This window comes from Streptomyces pseudogriseolus (genome assembly GCA_002154585.1).
In the GTDB taxonomy this organism is placed as follows: domain Bacteria; phylum Actinomycetota; class Actinomycetes; order Streptomycetales; family Streptomycetaceae; genus Streptomyces; species Streptomyces pseudogriseolus.
Map to the genome: position 1 here is coordinate 1 of MUNG01000146.1, position 15,058 is coordinate 15,058.

A 15,058-nucleotide genomic window follows, 5' to 3' on the forward strand; every position below is an offset into this window, starting at 1 on the left:
GCCTCGTCCCCGCGCGCGGCGGACGGGCGCGGTGCGGCGTACGGTCGAAGGCATGCGCATTGTCATCGCTGGTGGTCATGGTCAGATCGCGCTGCGGCTGGAGCGGCTGCTCGCCGCGCGCGGGGACGAGGCGGCGGGCATCATCCGCAAACCCGAACAGGCGGACGACCTGCGGGAGCTGGGCGCGGAGCCGATCGTGCTCGACCTGGAGTCGGCGTCCGTGGACGAGGTCGCGCGCGTTCTGGAGGGCGCGGACGCGGCGGTGTTCGCGGCGGGGGCCGGGCCGGGCAGCGGCGTGGGCCGCAAGGACACGGTGGACCGGGCGGCGGCGGTCCTCTTCGCGGACGCGGCCGTGCGCGCGGGCGTACGCCGGTTCGTGATCGTGTCGTCGATGGGCGCGGACGCGGAGCACCAGGGCGACGAGGTCTTCGACGTGTACCTGCGCGCCAAGGGCGAGGCGGACGCGTACGTGCGGAGCCTGGACGCCCTGGACTGGACGATTCTGCGGCCGGGGCAGCTCACGGACGAGCCGGGCACGGGCCTGGTCCGCCTGGAGGCCAGCACGGGGCGCGGCCCGATCCCCCGCGACGACGTGGCGGCCGTCCTGGCGGAACTGGTGGACACGCCCGCGACGGCGGGCCTGACCCTGGAGCTCATCAGCGGCTCGGTGCCGGCGTCGGTGGCGGTGAAGTCGGTCGCGGGCAACTGAGGCGCGGGCAGCCGAGGCGCGGGGTTCGAGCATCCGCCCGGAGGTCAGAAGAGGGGCATCTGTCCGGGGAACGGCGGTACGACGTAGCCGTCCAGCGACGGCTGCTCGGCGCCCGGTTGGGCGTACCGACGGGATCCCGGACAGGAGGTCAGCTCCCCGCTGCCGCGGGCGCCGGGCGGATCGTGCCGCGCGTACCGCCCGGCGACGACGGCGATCTCACGACGGCACTCGGGGCAGGCACGACGACGGGACGACATGCCCCCAGTGTGCCCGCCCCCGCCCCACCGGACGGGAAGTCACCGACGGACGCCGCGCCCGGCACGGCCGCAGATGCGCACGAACGCGTGTTTCAATGCCCGTATGGGGACGGACGGCACGCACTTGGGACCGCTGCAACTGGCCGGTGAGCGCTGGGTGGTTGGGGACGACGCCCGCCCGGACGCCCACTGGGTGGAGCTCCGCCCGGACGGACTCCACCAGCACGCGCCGGACTCCGAGGGACGGTTGATCCCCTGGTCGCGGCTCATGACCGGCATCCGGCTGACGTGGGGCAAGCACTCCTGGGACACGAACAGCAGGGGCCTGTACACGTGGGGCGGGATGGTCGCCGGGAGCGACAGGGGCTGGCTGCACATGACGCTGCGCCACCCGTACGAGGACGACCAGCTCCGTTTCGACCGGCACGCGCGTCCGTACCGGGCGGTGGACGTCCTCCGGCTGGAGAGTCTGCTGCGCCGGCTCGTCGACGACGGAAAGCCGCACCTCCTCGGCGACCCGGAATGGGTGGGCCGCGCCGTGGCCGGCCTGACCGGCGGGAAGAACAGCCGGCTCACGCAGCGCTCACTGCGGCAGGCGGTGACCGAGGCTCTGGCGACGGCCGGGCCCGGCACCCTCTGATGGCGGTTGCCCGCCAGGAGGTCGGCGGAGATGCGGGTCGGCGACGACGCGGGGCGGATCAGCGCGCCTGGTCGCGGCCGGCGACCACCACGTAGTTGTCGGCCTCGGGGTCGAAGGTGGTGGACCGCACCGTGAGCCCGACGCTCCGCAACTGCGCCACGAGGTCCTCGTACCGGTAGGGCCAGATGGACAACCGCTCCGAGACGGCCCGCACTTCCCTGTCCGGCTCGATCCGGGCGACCACGATCTCGAGGAAGTGTTCCTGCTCCCAGTGTTGTTCGATCTGCCAGTAGTAGCTGACGACCGCGTCACGGTCGTTGCGGCGGATGAGCCGGTCGCGCACGTCCACCCGTGAGCCGGCGGAGCGCACGAGCTCCCAGTTGCGTGACGTGAGCACGAGGCGTCCGCCCGGCTTCAGCAGCCGCGCCATCGCTTCCAGTGCGGCCAGACGCCCGGCCGCGCCCTCGGCGTGCCCGAGCGAGTTGCCGACGCAGAACACCAGGTCGAACGTGGAGTCCTCCAGGCGGTCGGGCAGTTGGTCCCAGCTCGCACGGAGGGTGCGAAGCGGGACACCCTGCTCGCCGGCAAGCCCCTCGGTGCGGCGGACCATCCCCTCACTGGCGTCCGCGGCGACCACGTCGAGGCCGAGACCCGCGAGACCGACGGCGAGCTGTCCGGTCCCGCACGAGCAGTCGAGGACGCGCGTGCCGGGCGGCAGAGGGCCCACGACGTCGGTGCAGTAGGCCGAGGCTGCCTGGGCGGAGGTCAGCTTGTCGTCCCCGATCAGCCACTCGTACACCTCGGAAAGCGCACCGTAACCGGCCACTGCGACCACCTCCGTCGGAATGACGAAAGGGTCTGTGATCAGCTGTGCTGATCACAGACCCTTTCGGTCGTGTGGCGGCGCCAGGATTCGAACCTGGGAAGGCTGAGCCGGCAGATTTACAGTCTGCTCCCTTTGGCCGCTCGGGCACACCGCCGGGGTTGCTGCACTGAACCCCGCCTTCCGGCGGTGCTCGCTGGCAACGACGTAAACAATACCCGATGGACAGGGGTGCTCCGCCACCCGATTGATCGCCACCCCGGGGCCGGGGGTGACTAGGCTGGTCCGGATGCGGTCCGGGGCCGATGCCGGGCTCGGGGGCCGCCTCAGTACGCCGGTACGCAGCCGGTGCGCACCCCGATACGCACCCCGAATCAAGGAGCCACAGGACATGGCCGACTCCAGTTTCGACATCGTCTCGAAGGTCGAGCGGCAGGAGGTCGACAACGCCCTCAACCAGACCGCCAAGGAGATCTCGCAGCGCTACGACTTCAAGGGCGTGGGCGCCTCGATCTCGTGGTCCGGGGAGAAGATCCTCATGGAGGCGAACTCCGAGGACCGGGTGAAGGCTGTCCTCGACGTCTTCCAGTCCAAGCTGATCAAGCGGGGCATCTCCCTGAAGGCCCTGGACGCGGGTGAGCCGCAGCTCTCGGGCAAGGAGTACAAGATCTTCGCGACGATCGAGGAGGGCATCTCCCAGGAGAACGCGAAGAAGGTCGCGAAGATCATCCGCGACGAGGGCCCGAAGGGCGTGAAGGCCCAGGTGCAGGGCGACGAGCTGCGCGTCAGCTCCAAGAGCCGGGACGACCTCCAGACCGTCATCGCGCTGCTCAAGGGCAAGGACTTCGACTTCGCCCTGCAGTTCGTGAACTACCGGTAGGACGGCCTACGCGACGGACGGACGGCCGGAGGAGGGTGGGTGCCGCTCGGGCGCCCACCCTCTGCGTGTCTGTGGCGATGTCGTCAGTCGCGACGTCGTCAGTCGCGCGAGTTGCCGAACAGGATGCGGTAGGCGATCAACAGGACCAGGGAACCGCCGATCGCGGCCACCCACGTCGCGCCGTCGTAGAAGTCCTTGCTGATCGGGTGGTCCAGCCAGCGGGACGAGATCCAGCCGCCGATGAAGGCGCCGGCCACGCCGATCAGCGTCGTGCCGACCAGGCCGCCCGGGTCGCGGCCGGGCAGCAGGAACTTCGCGATGGCTCCGGCCAGCAGGCCCAGAATGATCCAGCTGATGATCGTCATGCCGAGTACCTGCCCTTTGCCGCCGGTCTTTGCACCATGAACGACGTCACGAGGACACCTTCCGGTTGCCCCCGGTCAGTAGGGTGCGGCCTCATGACCGACGCCCCCGCCGAACCCGCCCCCTCCGCACTGCGCCGCACGCTCGGCACGGGCGACGCCGTCGTCGTCGGCCTGGGCGCGATGCTCGGCGCGGGCATCTTCGCCGCGCTCGCGCCCGCCGCGCGGGCCGCCGGTTCGGGGCTGCTCCTCGGCCTGGCCGTCGCCGCCGTCGTCGCCTACTGCAACGCCGGCTCGTCGGCGCGCCTGGCCGCCCTGTACCCGGCCTCGGGCGGCACGTACGTGTACGGGCGTGAGCGGCTCGGGGAGTTCTGGGGTTACCTGGCCGGGTGGGCCTTCGTCGTCGGCAAGACGGCGTCGTGCGCGGCGATGGCGCTCACCGTCGGCGCGTATGTCTGGCCGGGGCAGGCGCACGCCGTGGCCGTCGCCGCCGTGGTGCTGGTCACGGCGGTCGACTACGGCGGGGTGCAGAAGTCCGCGTGGGTGACGCGGGTGATCGTAGGTGTGGTTCTGGCCGTCCTCGCTTCCGTGGTGGTCGTGTGTCTGACGTCGGGGGACGCCGACCCGGGCCGGCTGCACGAGGGCGTGCCGGGCGGGGCCGGCGGGGTGCTCCAGGCGGCCGGTCTGCTGTTCTTCGCGTTCGCCGGGTACGCGCGGATCGCGACCCTCGGCGAGGAGGTGCGGGATCCGGCGCGCACCATTCCGCGGGCGGTACGGGTTTCGCTGGCTGTCACGCTGGCCGCGTACGCGGCTGTCGCTGTCGCCGTCCTTTCTGTCCTGGGTGCGCAGTCGTTGGGTGTGTCCGTCGCGCCGCTCGCCGACGCGGTGCGGGCGGCCGGGGTGCCCGGGCTCGCGCCGGTGGTGCGGGTGGGTGCGGCGGTCGCCGCGCTCGGGTCGCTGCTCGCCCTGCTGCTCGGGGTGTCGCGGACGACGCTGGCCATGGCCCGGGACCGGCATCTCCCGGGGCCGCTGGCCGCCGTCCATCCGCGGTTCCACGTGCCGCACCGGGCGGCGCTGGCCGTGGGCGGTGTCGTCGCCGTCCTGGCCGCCGTCGTCGATGTGCGGGGCGCTGTCGGGTTCTCCTCCTTCGGTGTGCTGACGTACTACGCCGTGGCGAACGCCTCGGCGTGGACCCTGCGTCCGGGGATCGCGGCCCGGATGGTGCCGGCGGTGGGCCTCGCCGGGTGCCTGGCGCTGGCGTTCTCCTTGCCCTGGACCTCGGTGGCCGTGGGCGCGGCAGTAGTGCTCGGCGCGGGTGTGGTGGTGTACGGGGTGCGGAACGTGTGGGGTCGGCGGCGGGGCGGTCCGGGCGGGCGGTAACCCGTCCACGCGTTCATGATGCGCGGCGGCGGCGAGACGCGTGCGGGGCTGTGGAAAACGCGGAGGTTGTGGACAACGGCGGGTTCGTGGACGACGCCGGGGTTGTGGACGACATCCCGCCCGTCCACCCCCGGCCCCGACAAGGGCCGCCGCTCACCTCACCAGCGGTCCGTGAACGCCCGGTCCGTCCGCACGATCTCGCGGCCCAGCGGGAACAGCGAGACCGGGATCAGCTTGAAGTTGGCGATGCCGAGCGGGATGCCGATGATCGTCACGCAGAGGGCGAGGCCCGTGACGATGTGGCCGAGGGCGAGCCACCAGCCCGCGAGGATCAGCCACAGCACGTTGACGACGAAGGACGGGGCTCCCGCGTCGCGGCGCTCCACCGTCGTGTACCCGAAGGGCCACAGGGCGTAGACGCCGATGCGGAACGCGGCCACACCGAACGGGATACCGATGATCGTGACGCACAGCAGCACGCCGGCGAACATGTAGCAGAGGAACAGCCAGAAGCCGCTGAAGACGAGCCAGATGAGATTCAGGATGGTCTTCACAGGTGACCTGCCATCTTCTCGAGCCGGGCGATGCGTTCCGCCATCGGCGGGTGGGTGGAGAACATCTTCGCGAGTCCCTGCCCCGGGCGGAACGGGTTCGCGATCATCATGTGGCTGGCCGTCTCGATGCGGGGCTCGGGCGGCAGCGGGAGTTGCTTGGTGCCGTGTTCCAGCTTGCGCAGCGCGCTGGCCAGGGCCAGGGGGTCGCCGGTGAGCTGGGAGCCGGAGGCGTCGGCCTCGTACTCGCGGGAGCGGCTGATGGCGAGCTGAATGAGGGACGCCGCGAGCGGGCCCAGGATCAGGATCAGCAGCATGCCGAGCAGGCCCGGGCCGTCGTCGTCGTCCGAGCGGCCGATCGGGATCAGCCAGGCGAAGTTGACCAGGAACATGATCACGGAGGCGAGGGCGCCGGCGACCGAGGAGATCAGGATGTCGCGGTTGTAGACGTGGCTGAGCTCGTGGCCGATGACACCGCGCAGCTCCCGTTCGTCGAGGAGGCGCAGGATGCCCTCCGTGCAGCACACGGCCGCGTTGCGCGGATTGCGGCCGGTGGCGAAGGCGTTGGGGGCCTCCGTCGGCGAGATGTAGAGGCGGGGCATGGGCTGGCGGGCCTGCGTGGAGAGCTCCCGGACCATCCGGTACAGGCCGGGGGCCTCGAACTCGCTGACCGGGCGGGCCCGCATCGCCCGCAGGGCCAGCTTGTCGCTGTTCCAGTAGGCGTAGGCGTTGGTGCCCAGCGCGACGACGACGGCGATGACGAGCCCCGTACGGCCGAAGAAGCTGCCGATGACGATGATGAGAGCGGACAGTCCCCCGAGGAGGACCGCGGTCCTGAGCCCGTTGTGCCGGCGGTGCACGGTACGCCCTCCAAGTCGTGCGGCAGGGGGAACCCTTGCGGCGGATCTTCCGTCTGACCTGCGCTGCCCACTGATGCCGCGGTGTCACGTCCAGTGGACCCTCCCGTACCGGTCAACGCCAGGCGAAGGGCACTAGTTCCCTTGTGCGCGTGGTGGCGCGTGTCAACCGTCCGGGTGAACGGCCGCGTGGGACCGGACGAGCGACCACGCGCGCGTGCCGCCCGGGAGAGCCGTGCCGCCCAGGAGAGGCGTGCCGCTCAGAAGAGGCCGGTCTCCGTGAACCGCAGGACCAGTTGCGGTGCGCCGGACAGGGCGATGCCGAGGACACCGGTCAGGGCGAGCGCCGCGGTGAGCGGGGCGGGCAGGCGGCGGGCCGCGGCCGCGTCCGCCGTCGCCGCCCCCTCGGGGGCCGTCTCGGGCGCGCGGAACAGCAGCGCCGTCCAGCGCAGGTAGTACACCAGCGCGATGACGACGTTGACGGCCATGACGACGGCCAGCCAGCCGAGCCCCGCGTCGACGGCCGCCGCGAACACGGTGACCTTGGCGAAGAGGCCGATGACGCCCGGCGGGAGACCGGCGAGGCACAGCAGGAAGAAGCCCATGAGCAGCGCGGTGAGCGGGCTGGCGGCGTACAGGCCGCGGTAGTCGGCCACTCGGTTGAGCCGGTGTGCGCGGCCGACGAGGGCGGCCACCGCGAAGGCGCCCAGGTTCACCGCGCCGTACATGAGGGCGTAGGCGAGGGTGGAGCCGATCTGCTTCTCGGGGTCGTCGGAGTACCCGGCGGCGGCGATCGGCACCAGCAGGTACCCGGCCTGGCCGACGGACGACCAGGCGAGCAGGCGTACGGCGCTGTACGCGCGCGTGGACTGCTGGCGCAGGGCGCCGACGTTGCCGACGGTCATGGTGAGCGCGGCCAGCACGGCCAGGGCGGGGGCCCAGGCGTCGGCGTACGAGGGGAGGGCGACGACGGTGACGAGGATGAGGCCGGAGAAGCCGACCGCCTTGCCGATGACGGACAGGTAGGCGGCGACGGGCAGCGGGGCGCCCACGTAGGTGTCGGGCACCCAGAAGTGGAAGGGCACGGCGGCCGTCTTGAAGGCGAAGCCGACGAGGGTGAGGACGACGCCGGTCTGCGCGAGGGTCTGGAGCTGCCCGTCGACGTGCTGGATGCGTTCGGCGACCCGGGTGAGGTGGAGGGTGCCGGTGGCGGCGTAGACGAAGCTGATGCCGAGCAGGCTGACCGCGGTGGCGGTGACGGAGGACAGGAAGAACTTCAGGGCCGCCTCGGAGGACCTGCGGTCGCCGTGCCGCAGGCCGACCAGGGCGAAGGCGGGCAGGGACGCCACCTCCAGGGCGACGACGAGGGTCGCGAGGTCCCGGGAGGCGGGCAGCAGGGCCGCGCCGGCGGCGGAGGAGAGGAACAGGAACCAGTACTCGCCTTCGGGGAGCCGCTTGCCGGAGTCCTTCAGCGCGGTGACCGACAGCAGGGCGCACAGCAGGGCGCCGCCGAGCACCAGAAGCTGGATGACGAGGGTGAAGCGGTCCGCGGTGTAGCTGCACACTTCGGTGTCGCCGACCAGGCAGAACGTGGAGCGGTCGGCGTCGAGGAGGGGCAGCAGCAGGAGCGTGGAGGCCGCGAGTCCGGCCACCGCGATCCAGCCGAGCAGCGGCTTCCTGGACTCCGCGACGAACAGGTCGGCGACGAGCACGACGAGTCCGACGACCGCCACGACGGTGGGCGGTGCGACGGCCAGCCAGTCGACGGACTGGACGAGGGAGCTCATCGGATGCCTCCTGCGAGGAGCTGCTGCACGGCCGGGTCGGTCAGCCCCAGGAGGGCCTTGGGCCACAGGCCGGCGACGACGGTGAGGACGACGAGCGGGGTCCAGGCCGCGAACTCGTAGGAGCGCACGTCGGCGTAGGCCGGCGTGTCCTTCGGCGCGGCGCCCATGCAGACCCGGCGGACCACGATCAGCAGGTAGGCGGCGGTGAGGAGGGTGCCGAACGCGCCGATCGACATGAACGTGAGGAAGGCCGGTCTGCTGAGCCCGTCGGCGGGGTCGAACGCGCCGAACAGCGCCAGCATCTCGCCCCAGAACCCGGCGAGGCCGGGCAGGCCGAGGGAGGCGACGGCGGCGAAGGCGAGCAGCCCGCCGAGGCGGGGGGCCCTGCCGTAGAGGGCGGCTCCGGTCTCCTGGGCGAGGGCGTCCAGGTCGGTGCTGCCGGTGCGCTCCTTCAGGCCGCCGACCAGGAAGAACAGCAGGCCGGTGATGAGGCCGTGCGCGACGTTCGCGAACAGGGCGCCGTTGACGCCTGTCGGGGTCATGGTGGCGATGCCGAGCAGGACGAAGCCCATGTGGCCGACGGAGGAGTAGGCGATCAGGCGCTTGAGGTCGCCCTTCGCGCCCTTCCTGGCCAGGGCGAGGCAGGCGAGGGACCCGTAGACGATGCCGACGACGGCGAACGCGGCGAGGTACGGCGCGAAGGTGCGGAAGCCGTCGGGGGCGGCCGGGAGCAGGATGCGGACGAAGCCGTACGTGCCCATCTTCAGCAGGACACCGGCGAGCAGGACGGAGCCGACGGTCGGGGCGGCGGTGTGGGCGTCGGGCAGCCAGCTGTGCAGGGGCCACATCGGGGTCTTCACCGCGAGCCCGATCCCGATCGCGAGGACGGCGATGACCTGCACGGACACGCTGAGTGACCGGCCGTTGTCAGTGGCGAGTGCCACCATGTCGAACGTGCCCGCCTTGATCCCGGTCAGGAGCAGGCCGAGCAGCATGACCACGGAGCCGAGCAGCGTGTACAGGATGAACTTCCAGGCGGCCTCGGCCCGGCCCTCGCCGCCCCAGCGGGCGATGAGGAAGTACATGGGGATGAGGACCGTCTCGAAGGCGAGGAAGAAGAGGATCAGGTCGAGGACGGCGAAGGTCGCCAGGGTGCCGGACTCGAGGACGAGCAGCAGGGCGACGAAGGCCTTCGGGGACGGTCCCGCGGGCGGCTTGAAGTACGAGTAGAGGGCGCTGAGGAAGGTCAGCAGGGCGGTCAGGACCAGAAGGGGGAGCGAGATGCCGTCGGTGCCGAGGTGGATGCGCACGTCGAGTGCGGGGATCCAGCTGATGTCCGTCGTGGCCTGCATCCTCGACGGGTGGTGGTGGTCGAAGCCGAGCGCGAGGACGATCGCCGCCGCCAGGATCATGCCGGTGACGGTCACGCCGTGGCGGAGCACGGCCTGGTCGGGCGACTTCCCCTTCAGTCCGGGCGGGGCGGGCAGCAGAGCGGCGGCGGCGCCGAGGAGCGGGCCGACGACGAGGAACGCCAGAAGGAACTGCATCACGGACTCGTTGATATCGATCACGCCTGCTCACGCTCCCGTGGCGACGAGGACGGCGGCGACCGCGAGGACGACGGTGCCGGCGAGCAGCGCGCTCACATAGGTCTGCAGATTGCCGGTCTGGGCCCGCCGGACGGCGGCGCCGAGCCAGCGGGGCAGGGTGCCCGCGCCGCGTACGTAGGTGTCGACGACCTCCCGGTCGAGGAACCGCACGAGGCTCGCGCCGGCCCGGACCGGGCGGACGAACAGCGCCGAGTACACGGCGTCCAGGTGGAAGCCGACGGCGGCGTGCCGGTGCAGCCGGCCGAGCAGCAGCCGCCCGGGGTCCGACGGGTCGGCCGCGTACGCGACGTCCCCGTAGACCTGTTCGTGGCTCGCGATGGCCTCCGCCTCGACCTGCCCGGCGTCACCCTCGGGGTGGGCGGCGACGGCGCCCAGGGGGACGCGGGCGGCGTGCGCGGTGGTGTGCCGCCAGGCGGCGTAGGTGACGATGCCGCCGACCAGGGCCACGCCCGTGCCGAGCACGGAGGTGGTGAGGGTCGGGGTGAGGTCGTGTCCGTCGAACCAGTCGGGCAGCGCCCGGAAGGCGAAGCCGCCGAACGCCAGGGACGGCACGGCGAGCACCCACAGCACGGTGGTCATGGTGAGCGGCTGCCGGCCGTGGTCGGGCGCCTCGGTGCCGGCGCCGCGGAAGGCGAGCAGCCACAGCCGCGTCGCGTACGCGGCGGTGAGGAGGGCGGTCAGCAGTCCGGCGAGGAGGACGATCCAGCCCGCGGCGGCGGGGGCGTTCTCGGTGTGGCCGGTGACGACGTGCTCGGCGACGCCGAGGACGGCCTCCTTGGAGAAGAAGCCGCTGAACGGCGGGATCGCGGCGAGCGCGAGGAGCGCCACGGTCATCGTCCAGTAGGCGTCGGGGACGCGGTCGCGCAGGTGGCTCATGCGGGACATGGCGGCCAGCGAGTTGGTGCCGGCGGCGTGGATGATCACGCCGGCGGCGAGGAACAGCAGCGCCTTGAAGGCGCCGTGGGACAGGAGGTGGAAGACGGCGGCGCCGCGGTCGGCGACGGCGAGGGCGCCGGTCATGTAACCGAGCTGGCCGATCGTCGAGTAGGCGAGGACGCGCTTGATGTCGTCCTGGGCGAGGGCGGCGAGCGCCGAACCGGTCATCGTCACGGCGGCCATGACGGCGAGGACGGTCATCGCGGCCTGCGAGGCCTCGAACAGCGGAAGGAGACGGGCGACGAAGTAGACGCCGGCGGCGACCATCGTCGCGGCGTGGATCAGCGCGGAGACGGGCGTGGGGCCCGCCATCGCGTCCGGCAGCCAGGTGTGCAGCGGGAACTGCGCGGACTTGCCGGCCACGCCCGCGAGGAGCAGCAGGGCGATCAGGGTCGGGTGGTCGATGCCGCCGTGCGTGACGGCGCCGAGGATGGGGGTGATGCGGAAGGACCCGGCGTCGGCGGCGAGCGCGAACAGGCCGATGAGGAAGGGGACGTCGCCGAGCTTGGTGACCAGGAAGGCCTTCAGCGAGGCGGCGCGCGCCTCGGGGGTCTCCCAGTAGTGGCCGACGAGGAAGTAGGAGCAGATGCCCATGACTTCCCAGCCGACCAGCAGCACCATCAGGTCGCCGGTGTAGACGACCAGCAGCATCGCGGAGGTGAACAGCGAGACGAGAGCGGCGTACGACGGGTAGCGGGGGTCGTCGCGCAGATAGCCCGTGGAGTAGATCTGCACGCAGGTGGCGACGGTGGCGACGACCACGGCGGTGAGGGCGGCGAAGCCGTCGATGTGCAGGGCCAGTTCGACCGGGACCGAGCCGGTGGGGGTGAGCTCCGTCGCGGCGTCGACCGGGGCGCCGCCGCCCTGGCGCGCGGCGACGGTGGCGGCGAGCGCGAGGGAGGCGAGCGCCGGCAGGACGGCGAGCGGGCGGACGAAGCCGGGCGCGGTGCGGCCGAGCAGCAGTCCGGCGAGCGCGCCGAGGAACGGAAGGAGGGGGACGAGGACGGCGAGGGTGGTCGTGGTCACGCGGTGGCCTCGGCCTTCTCACCGGCGGCCGGGGCGGGGATCGCGCGGCCGGGGGCGTCGCTGTCGGGGTCGTCGGGGTCATGGCCCTCGGCGGTGTCGCGGAGCCGGTCGATGTCCGAGGTGCCGCGGTTGCGGTACACGGCGAGGACGATCGCGAGGCCGATGCCGATCTCGGCGGCGGCGACGGCGATGGTGAACAGGGCCAGGGCCTGCCCGGAGTGAAGGGTGTCCTCGGCGGCCCGGCTGAGCCAGGCGTCGAAGGCGACGAGGTTGAGGTTGACGGCGTTGAGCATCAGCTCGACCGACATCAGCACCAGGATCGCGTTGCGGCGGGCGAGTACGCCGTAGAGGCCGGTGCAGAAGAGCAGGGCGGCGAGGACGGCGGGATAGGCGAGATGCATCAGCGGTCCCCTTCCTGGTCGCGCCGGGTGCCGGTCGCGCGGGCCGCCGCGTCGGACGGGCCTGCGTTTGTCGTGTCGGGCTCGGAGCCGTTCTTGGCCTTGCGGGACAGGACGATCGCGCCGACGAGGGCGGCGAGGAGGAGGACGGAGAGGGCCTCGAAGGGGAGGACCCAGTGCTGGAAGAGGGCGGCGCCGGTCACCTCGGTGGTGCCGGAGGGGGCGCCGTCCAGGTCGATCCAGGTGGTGCGGAAGGCGTCGGTGACCACCCAGACCAGGGCGGCCGCCGCGGCGACGGCCACGGCGAGCGCGACCGGGCGGTTGCCGGAGTCGGCGTCCGGGGAGCGGCCGATGGGGGCGCGGGTGAGCATCAGCCCGAACAGGAGGAGGACGACGACGGAGCCGACGTAGATGAGGACCTGCACCCAGGCGATGAACTCGGCGGTGAGCAGCAGGTATTCGACGGCGAGTCCGCCGAGGGCCACCACCAGCCACAGGGCGGCGTGCACCAGCTGCCGGGTGGTGACGGTGACGACGGCGGCCCCGAGGGTGACCAGGCCGACGAGGAGGAAGGTGATCTCGACGCCGGTCGGGGACAGGAAGCCGGGTGACTCGGCCGCCCGGTGCGCGGTGCCGGCCGCGAGGGCGCCGGCGGTCGCTGCGGTGCTCATGCGCGGCCCTCCTGACCCGGTGTGCCGGGCTGACGCGGTGTGCCGGGCTGACCCGGTTCGCCCGCCCGTTGCGTCCCAGCGGCCTGTTCCGTCCCGGCGGTCCGTTCCGGCTCGGCGGCCTGGGCGGCGGCGAGTTTGTCGGCGGTCTTGCGGGCAGCGGCCACTTCCTTCGGTTCCTCCGCGCCGGCGTCGAGGGCGGGCGGGGCCGGCACGGTCCACATCCACTCGCGGAGCTTGTCCCGCTCGTGGGTGAGGTCGCGGATGTCGGTCTCCGCGTACTCGAACTCCGGGGACCAGAAGAGGGCGTCGAAGGGGCAGACCTCGATGCAGATACCGCAGTACATGCAGAGGGAGAAGTCGATGGCGAACCGGTCGAGGACGTTGCGGCTGCGCTCACGGCCGCCGGGGGCGGCGGGCGGGACGGTCTCCTTGTGCGAGTCGATGTAGATGCACCAGTCGGGGCACTCGCGGGCGCACAGCATGCAGACCGTGCAGTTCTCCTCGAACAGGCCGATCACCCCGCGGCTGCGGGGCGGCAGTTCGGGCTGGGTGTCCGGGTACTGCGCGGTGACGGACTTCCGCGTCATCGTCCGCAGCGTGACGGCCAGGCCCTTGGCCAGGCCGGAGCCGGGGATGGGGGCCATTACAGGAACACCACCTTGACGACGCCGGTGAGGGCGATCTGGGCGAGGGCGAGCGGGACGAGGAGGGTCCAGGCGAACTTCTGCAACTGGTCCTCGCGCAGGCGTGGGTAGCTGACGCGCAGCCAGATGACGACGAAGGCGAGCACGGCGGTCTTCAGCAGGGTCCACACCCAGCCGAGCCCGTCGGCGCCCCAGGGGCCGTGCCACCCGCCCAGGAACAGGACGGTGGTCAGGCCGCACAGCACGACGATCCCCGCGTATTCGGCGAGGAGGAACAGGGCGAAGCGCAGGCCGGTGTACTCGGTGTACGCGCCGAAGATGATCTCCGAGTCGGCGACCGGCATGTCGAAGGGCGGACGCTGCAGCTCGGCGAGGCCCGCGACGAAGAAGACCAGCGCGCCGGTGATCTGCCACGGCAGCCACCACCACTCGAACGCGTCGAGGATGCCGACGAGGGAGACGGTCCCGGCGGCCATCGCCACGGAGGCGGCGGTGAGCAGCATCGGCAGTTCGTACGCGAGGAGCTGGGCGGCGGTGCGCAGGCCGCCGAGGAGGGAGAACTTGTTGGCGGAGGCCCAGCCGGCCATGAGCGAGCCGAGGACGCCCACGCCCATCACGGCCAGGACGAAGAACACGCCCGCGTCCAGCACCTGGCCGACCGCGCCTTCGCCCGGGCCGATCGGGATGGCGAGCAGCACGAGGAGGTACGGCAGGAGGGCGACGGCGGGCGCGAGCTGGAAGATACGGCGGTCCGCGCCTGCCGGGACGACGTCCTCCTTCTGCGCGAACTTCACTCCGTCGGCGATGAGCTGGGCCCAGCCGTGGAAGCCGCCGGCGTACATGGGGCCGAGGCGGCCCTGCATGTGGGCCATCACCTTGTGCTCGGTCTGGCCCACGAGCAGGGGGAAGGTCAGGAAGACGACGAACACGACGAGGAGTCGCAGGGCGACGTCGAGAACGTCGGTCACCGCGTGCCTCCTGCGGGGTCATCGGAGTTGTCAGGGTTGGGTTCCGGTTCCGGTTCCGGATCCGGCTCGGGCCGGGACGCGGACTCCGGCTCCGGTTGCCGCTCCGGTTGCGGCTTCGGCTCCTCGAACGCCGGCTGTGCGTGGTGCCACGGGGCGTCCGGGCTGCGCGGGGCGACGGGCGGCTTGCGGTCGCGCGGCTCCTCGCCGGCGCCCGCTGCGGTGTCGTCCGCGCCAGGCGCCTGCTCCTGCTCCCGCTCCCGCTCCCGCGGCGCGCGTTGGCTCGCCGAGCCCTCGGACGCGGACCGCGCCCGGCGGGGGCCGCCCGTGCCCGGGGTGCTCCCGCCCGGGACGCCCTCACGCTGCGACGCCGAGCCCTCGCCCGCACTGCGCGACCGGCGCACCGGCGTCTCCGCGCTCCTCTGGCTCGCGGAACCCTCCGACACCGACCGTGCCCGGCGCGGCGTCACCGGCGGCGTGGCCGCACTCGCCTCCCCGCCCGCACCGGCGCCCGAGCCCGCGCCCGTACTCGTACCCGCGCCCGCGCCCGCGCCCGTCCCCG

General features: G+C 72.4%; 16 protein-coding genes, 1 tRNA gene and 1 pseudogene. 5 read left to right on the forward strand and 13 right to left on the reverse strand.

Annotated elements, in window-relative coordinates; all coding sequences use genetic code 11:
- The first annotated feature begins 52 nt into the window (after positions 1–52).
- Complete coding sequence (locus CCN29_RS14785; protein WP_086682398.1) at positions 53–709, forward strand: NAD(P)H-binding protein; 657 nt, start codon at positions 53–55, stop codon at positions 707–709.
- A 44-nt stretch (positions 710–753) separates the two neighbouring features.
- Here the strand turns inward: CCN29_RS14785 and CCN29_RS14790 are convergent, their stop codons facing one another.
- Positions 754–966 carry a hypothetical protein gene (locus tag CCN29_RS14790; protein WP_078592285.1) on the reverse strand — a complete coding sequence of 71 codons (213 nt, stop codon included), beginning with the start codon at positions 964–966 and terminating at the stop codon, positions 754–756.
- Positions 967–1,069: 103 nt separating this feature from the next.
- On the opposite strand from CCN29_RS14790, the gene CCN29_RS14795 reads away from it, so the two are divergent.
- A complete protein-coding gene (locus tag CCN29_RS14795) occupies positions 1,070–1,606 on the forward strand; it encodes a hypothetical protein (protein WP_006133057.1) in 537 nt (178 codons plus the stop codon).
- A 58-nt stretch (positions 1,607–1,664) separates the two neighbouring features.
- Here the strand turns inward: CCN29_RS14795 and CCN29_RS14800 are convergent, their stop codons facing one another.
- A complete protein-coding gene (locus CCN29_RS14800; protein ID WP_006133058.1) occupies positions 1,665–2,432 on the reverse strand; it encodes a class I SAM-dependent methyltransferase in 768 nt (255 codons plus the stop codon).
- Between the two features lie 72 nt (positions 2,433–2,504).
- A tRNA-Tyr gene (locus CCN29_RS14805) sits at positions 2,505–2,586 on the reverse strand.
- A gap of 234 nt (positions 2,587–2,820) precedes the next feature.
- Between CCN29_RS14805 and CCN29_RS14810 the strand changes: the two genes are divergently transcribed.
- On the forward strand, positions 2,821–3,309 hold the full coding sequence (locus CCN29_RS14810; protein WP_006133059.1) for a YajQ family cyclic di-GMP-binding protein: 489 nt from the start codon (positions 2,821–2,823) through the stop codon (positions 3,307–3,309).
- A 98-nt stretch (positions 3,310–3,407) separates the two neighbouring features.
- On the opposite strand, the gene CCN29_RS14815 is transcribed toward CCN29_RS14810, so the two are convergent.
- Positions 3,408–3,674 (reverse strand): GlsB/YeaQ/YmgE family stress response membrane protein, encoded by a 267-nt coding sequence (locus CCN29_RS14815; RefSeq protein ID WP_006133061.1) that lies wholly within the window; start codon positions 3,672–3,674, stop codon positions 3,408–3,410.
- A gap of 93 nt (positions 3,675–3,767) precedes the next feature.
- On the opposite strand from CCN29_RS14815, the gene CCN29_RS14820 reads away from it, so the two are divergent.
- A complete protein-coding gene (locus tag CCN29_RS14820) occupies positions 3,768–5,051 on the forward strand; it encodes an APC family permease (RefSeq protein WP_086682385.1) in 1,284 nt (427 codons plus the stop codon).
- A gap of 158 nt (positions 5,052–5,209) precedes the next feature.
- Here CCN29_RS14820 and CCN29_RS14825 read toward each other — a convergent pair whose 3' ends face one another.
- The 9 genes from CCN29_RS14825 to CCN29_RS14865 all read right to left on the reverse strand — a co-directional run bounded on the left by CCN29_RS14825 (position 5,210) and on the right by CCN29_RS14865 (position 14,499).
- Positions 5,210–5,605, reverse strand: coding sequence for a YccF domain-containing protein (locus CCN29_RS14825; RefSeq protein WP_006133063.1), 396 nt, complete (start codon positions 5,603–5,605; stop codon positions 5,210–5,212).
- Entirely contained in the window at positions 5,602–6,462 is an 861-nt protein-coding gene (gene htpX, locus CCN29_RS14830; RefSeq protein ID WP_006133065.1) for a zinc metalloprotease HtpX, read from the reverse strand. The genes CCN29_RS14825 and htpX overlap by 4 nt, the downstream gene beginning before the upstream one ends.
- 257 nt (positions 6,463–6,719) lie before the next feature.
- Positions 6,720–8,246 (reverse strand): NADH-quinone oxidoreductase subunit N, encoded by a 1,527-nt coding sequence (locus CCN29_RS14835; protein WP_086682387.1) that lies wholly within the window; start codon positions 8,244–8,246, stop codon positions 6,720–6,722.
- Entirely contained in the window at positions 8,243–9,817 is a 1,575-nt protein-coding gene (locus tag CCN29_RS14840) for a complex I subunit 4 family protein (RefSeq protein ID WP_086682390.1), read from the reverse strand. The genes CCN29_RS14835 and CCN29_RS14840 overlap by 4 nt, the downstream gene beginning before the upstream one ends.
- 6 nt (positions 9,818–9,823) lie before the next feature.
- Positions 9,824–11,818 carry an NADH-quinone oxidoreductase subunit 5 family protein gene (locus tag CCN29_RS14845; RefSeq protein ID WP_086682393.1) on the reverse strand — a complete coding sequence of 665 codons (1,995 nt, stop codon included), beginning with the start codon at positions 11,816–11,818 and terminating at the stop codon, positions 9,824–9,826.
- Positions 11,815–12,219 carry an NADH-quinone oxidoreductase subunit NuoK gene (gene nuoK / locus CCN29_RS14850; RefSeq protein ID WP_031023595.1) on the reverse strand — a complete coding sequence of 135 codons (405 nt, stop codon included), beginning with the start codon at positions 12,217–12,219 and terminating at the stop codon, positions 11,815–11,817. Before nuoK ends, CCN29_RS14845 begins: the two co-directional genes overlap by 4 nt.
- A complete protein-coding gene (locus CCN29_RS14855) occupies positions 12,219–12,887 on the reverse strand; it encodes an NADH-quinone oxidoreductase subunit J family protein (protein ID WP_031062864.1) in 669 nt (222 codons plus the stop codon). The genes nuoK and CCN29_RS14855 overlap by 1 nt, the downstream gene beginning before the upstream one ends.
- Positions 12,884–13,531, reverse strand: a complete 648-nt coding sequence (locus CCN29_RS14860) for a NuoI/complex I 23 kDa subunit family protein (protein ID WP_086682396.1) — start codon at positions 13,529–13,531, stop codon at positions 12,884–12,886. The genes CCN29_RS14855 and CCN29_RS14860 overlap by 4 nt, the downstream gene beginning before the upstream one ends.
- Positions 13,531–14,499 (reverse strand): complex I subunit 1/NuoH family protein, encoded by a 969-nt coding sequence (locus CCN29_RS14865; protein WP_006133073.1) that lies wholly within the window; start codon positions 14,497–14,499, stop codon positions 13,531–13,533. Before CCN29_RS14865 ends, CCN29_RS14860 begins: the two co-directional genes overlap by 1 nt.
- Positions 14,500–14,718: 219 nt before the next feature.
- Here CCN29_RS14865 and CCN29_RS35910 point away from each other — a divergent pair.
- A pseudogene (locus CCN29_RS35910) lies at positions 14,719–15,058 on the forward strand (hypothetical protein); the annotation flags it as partial.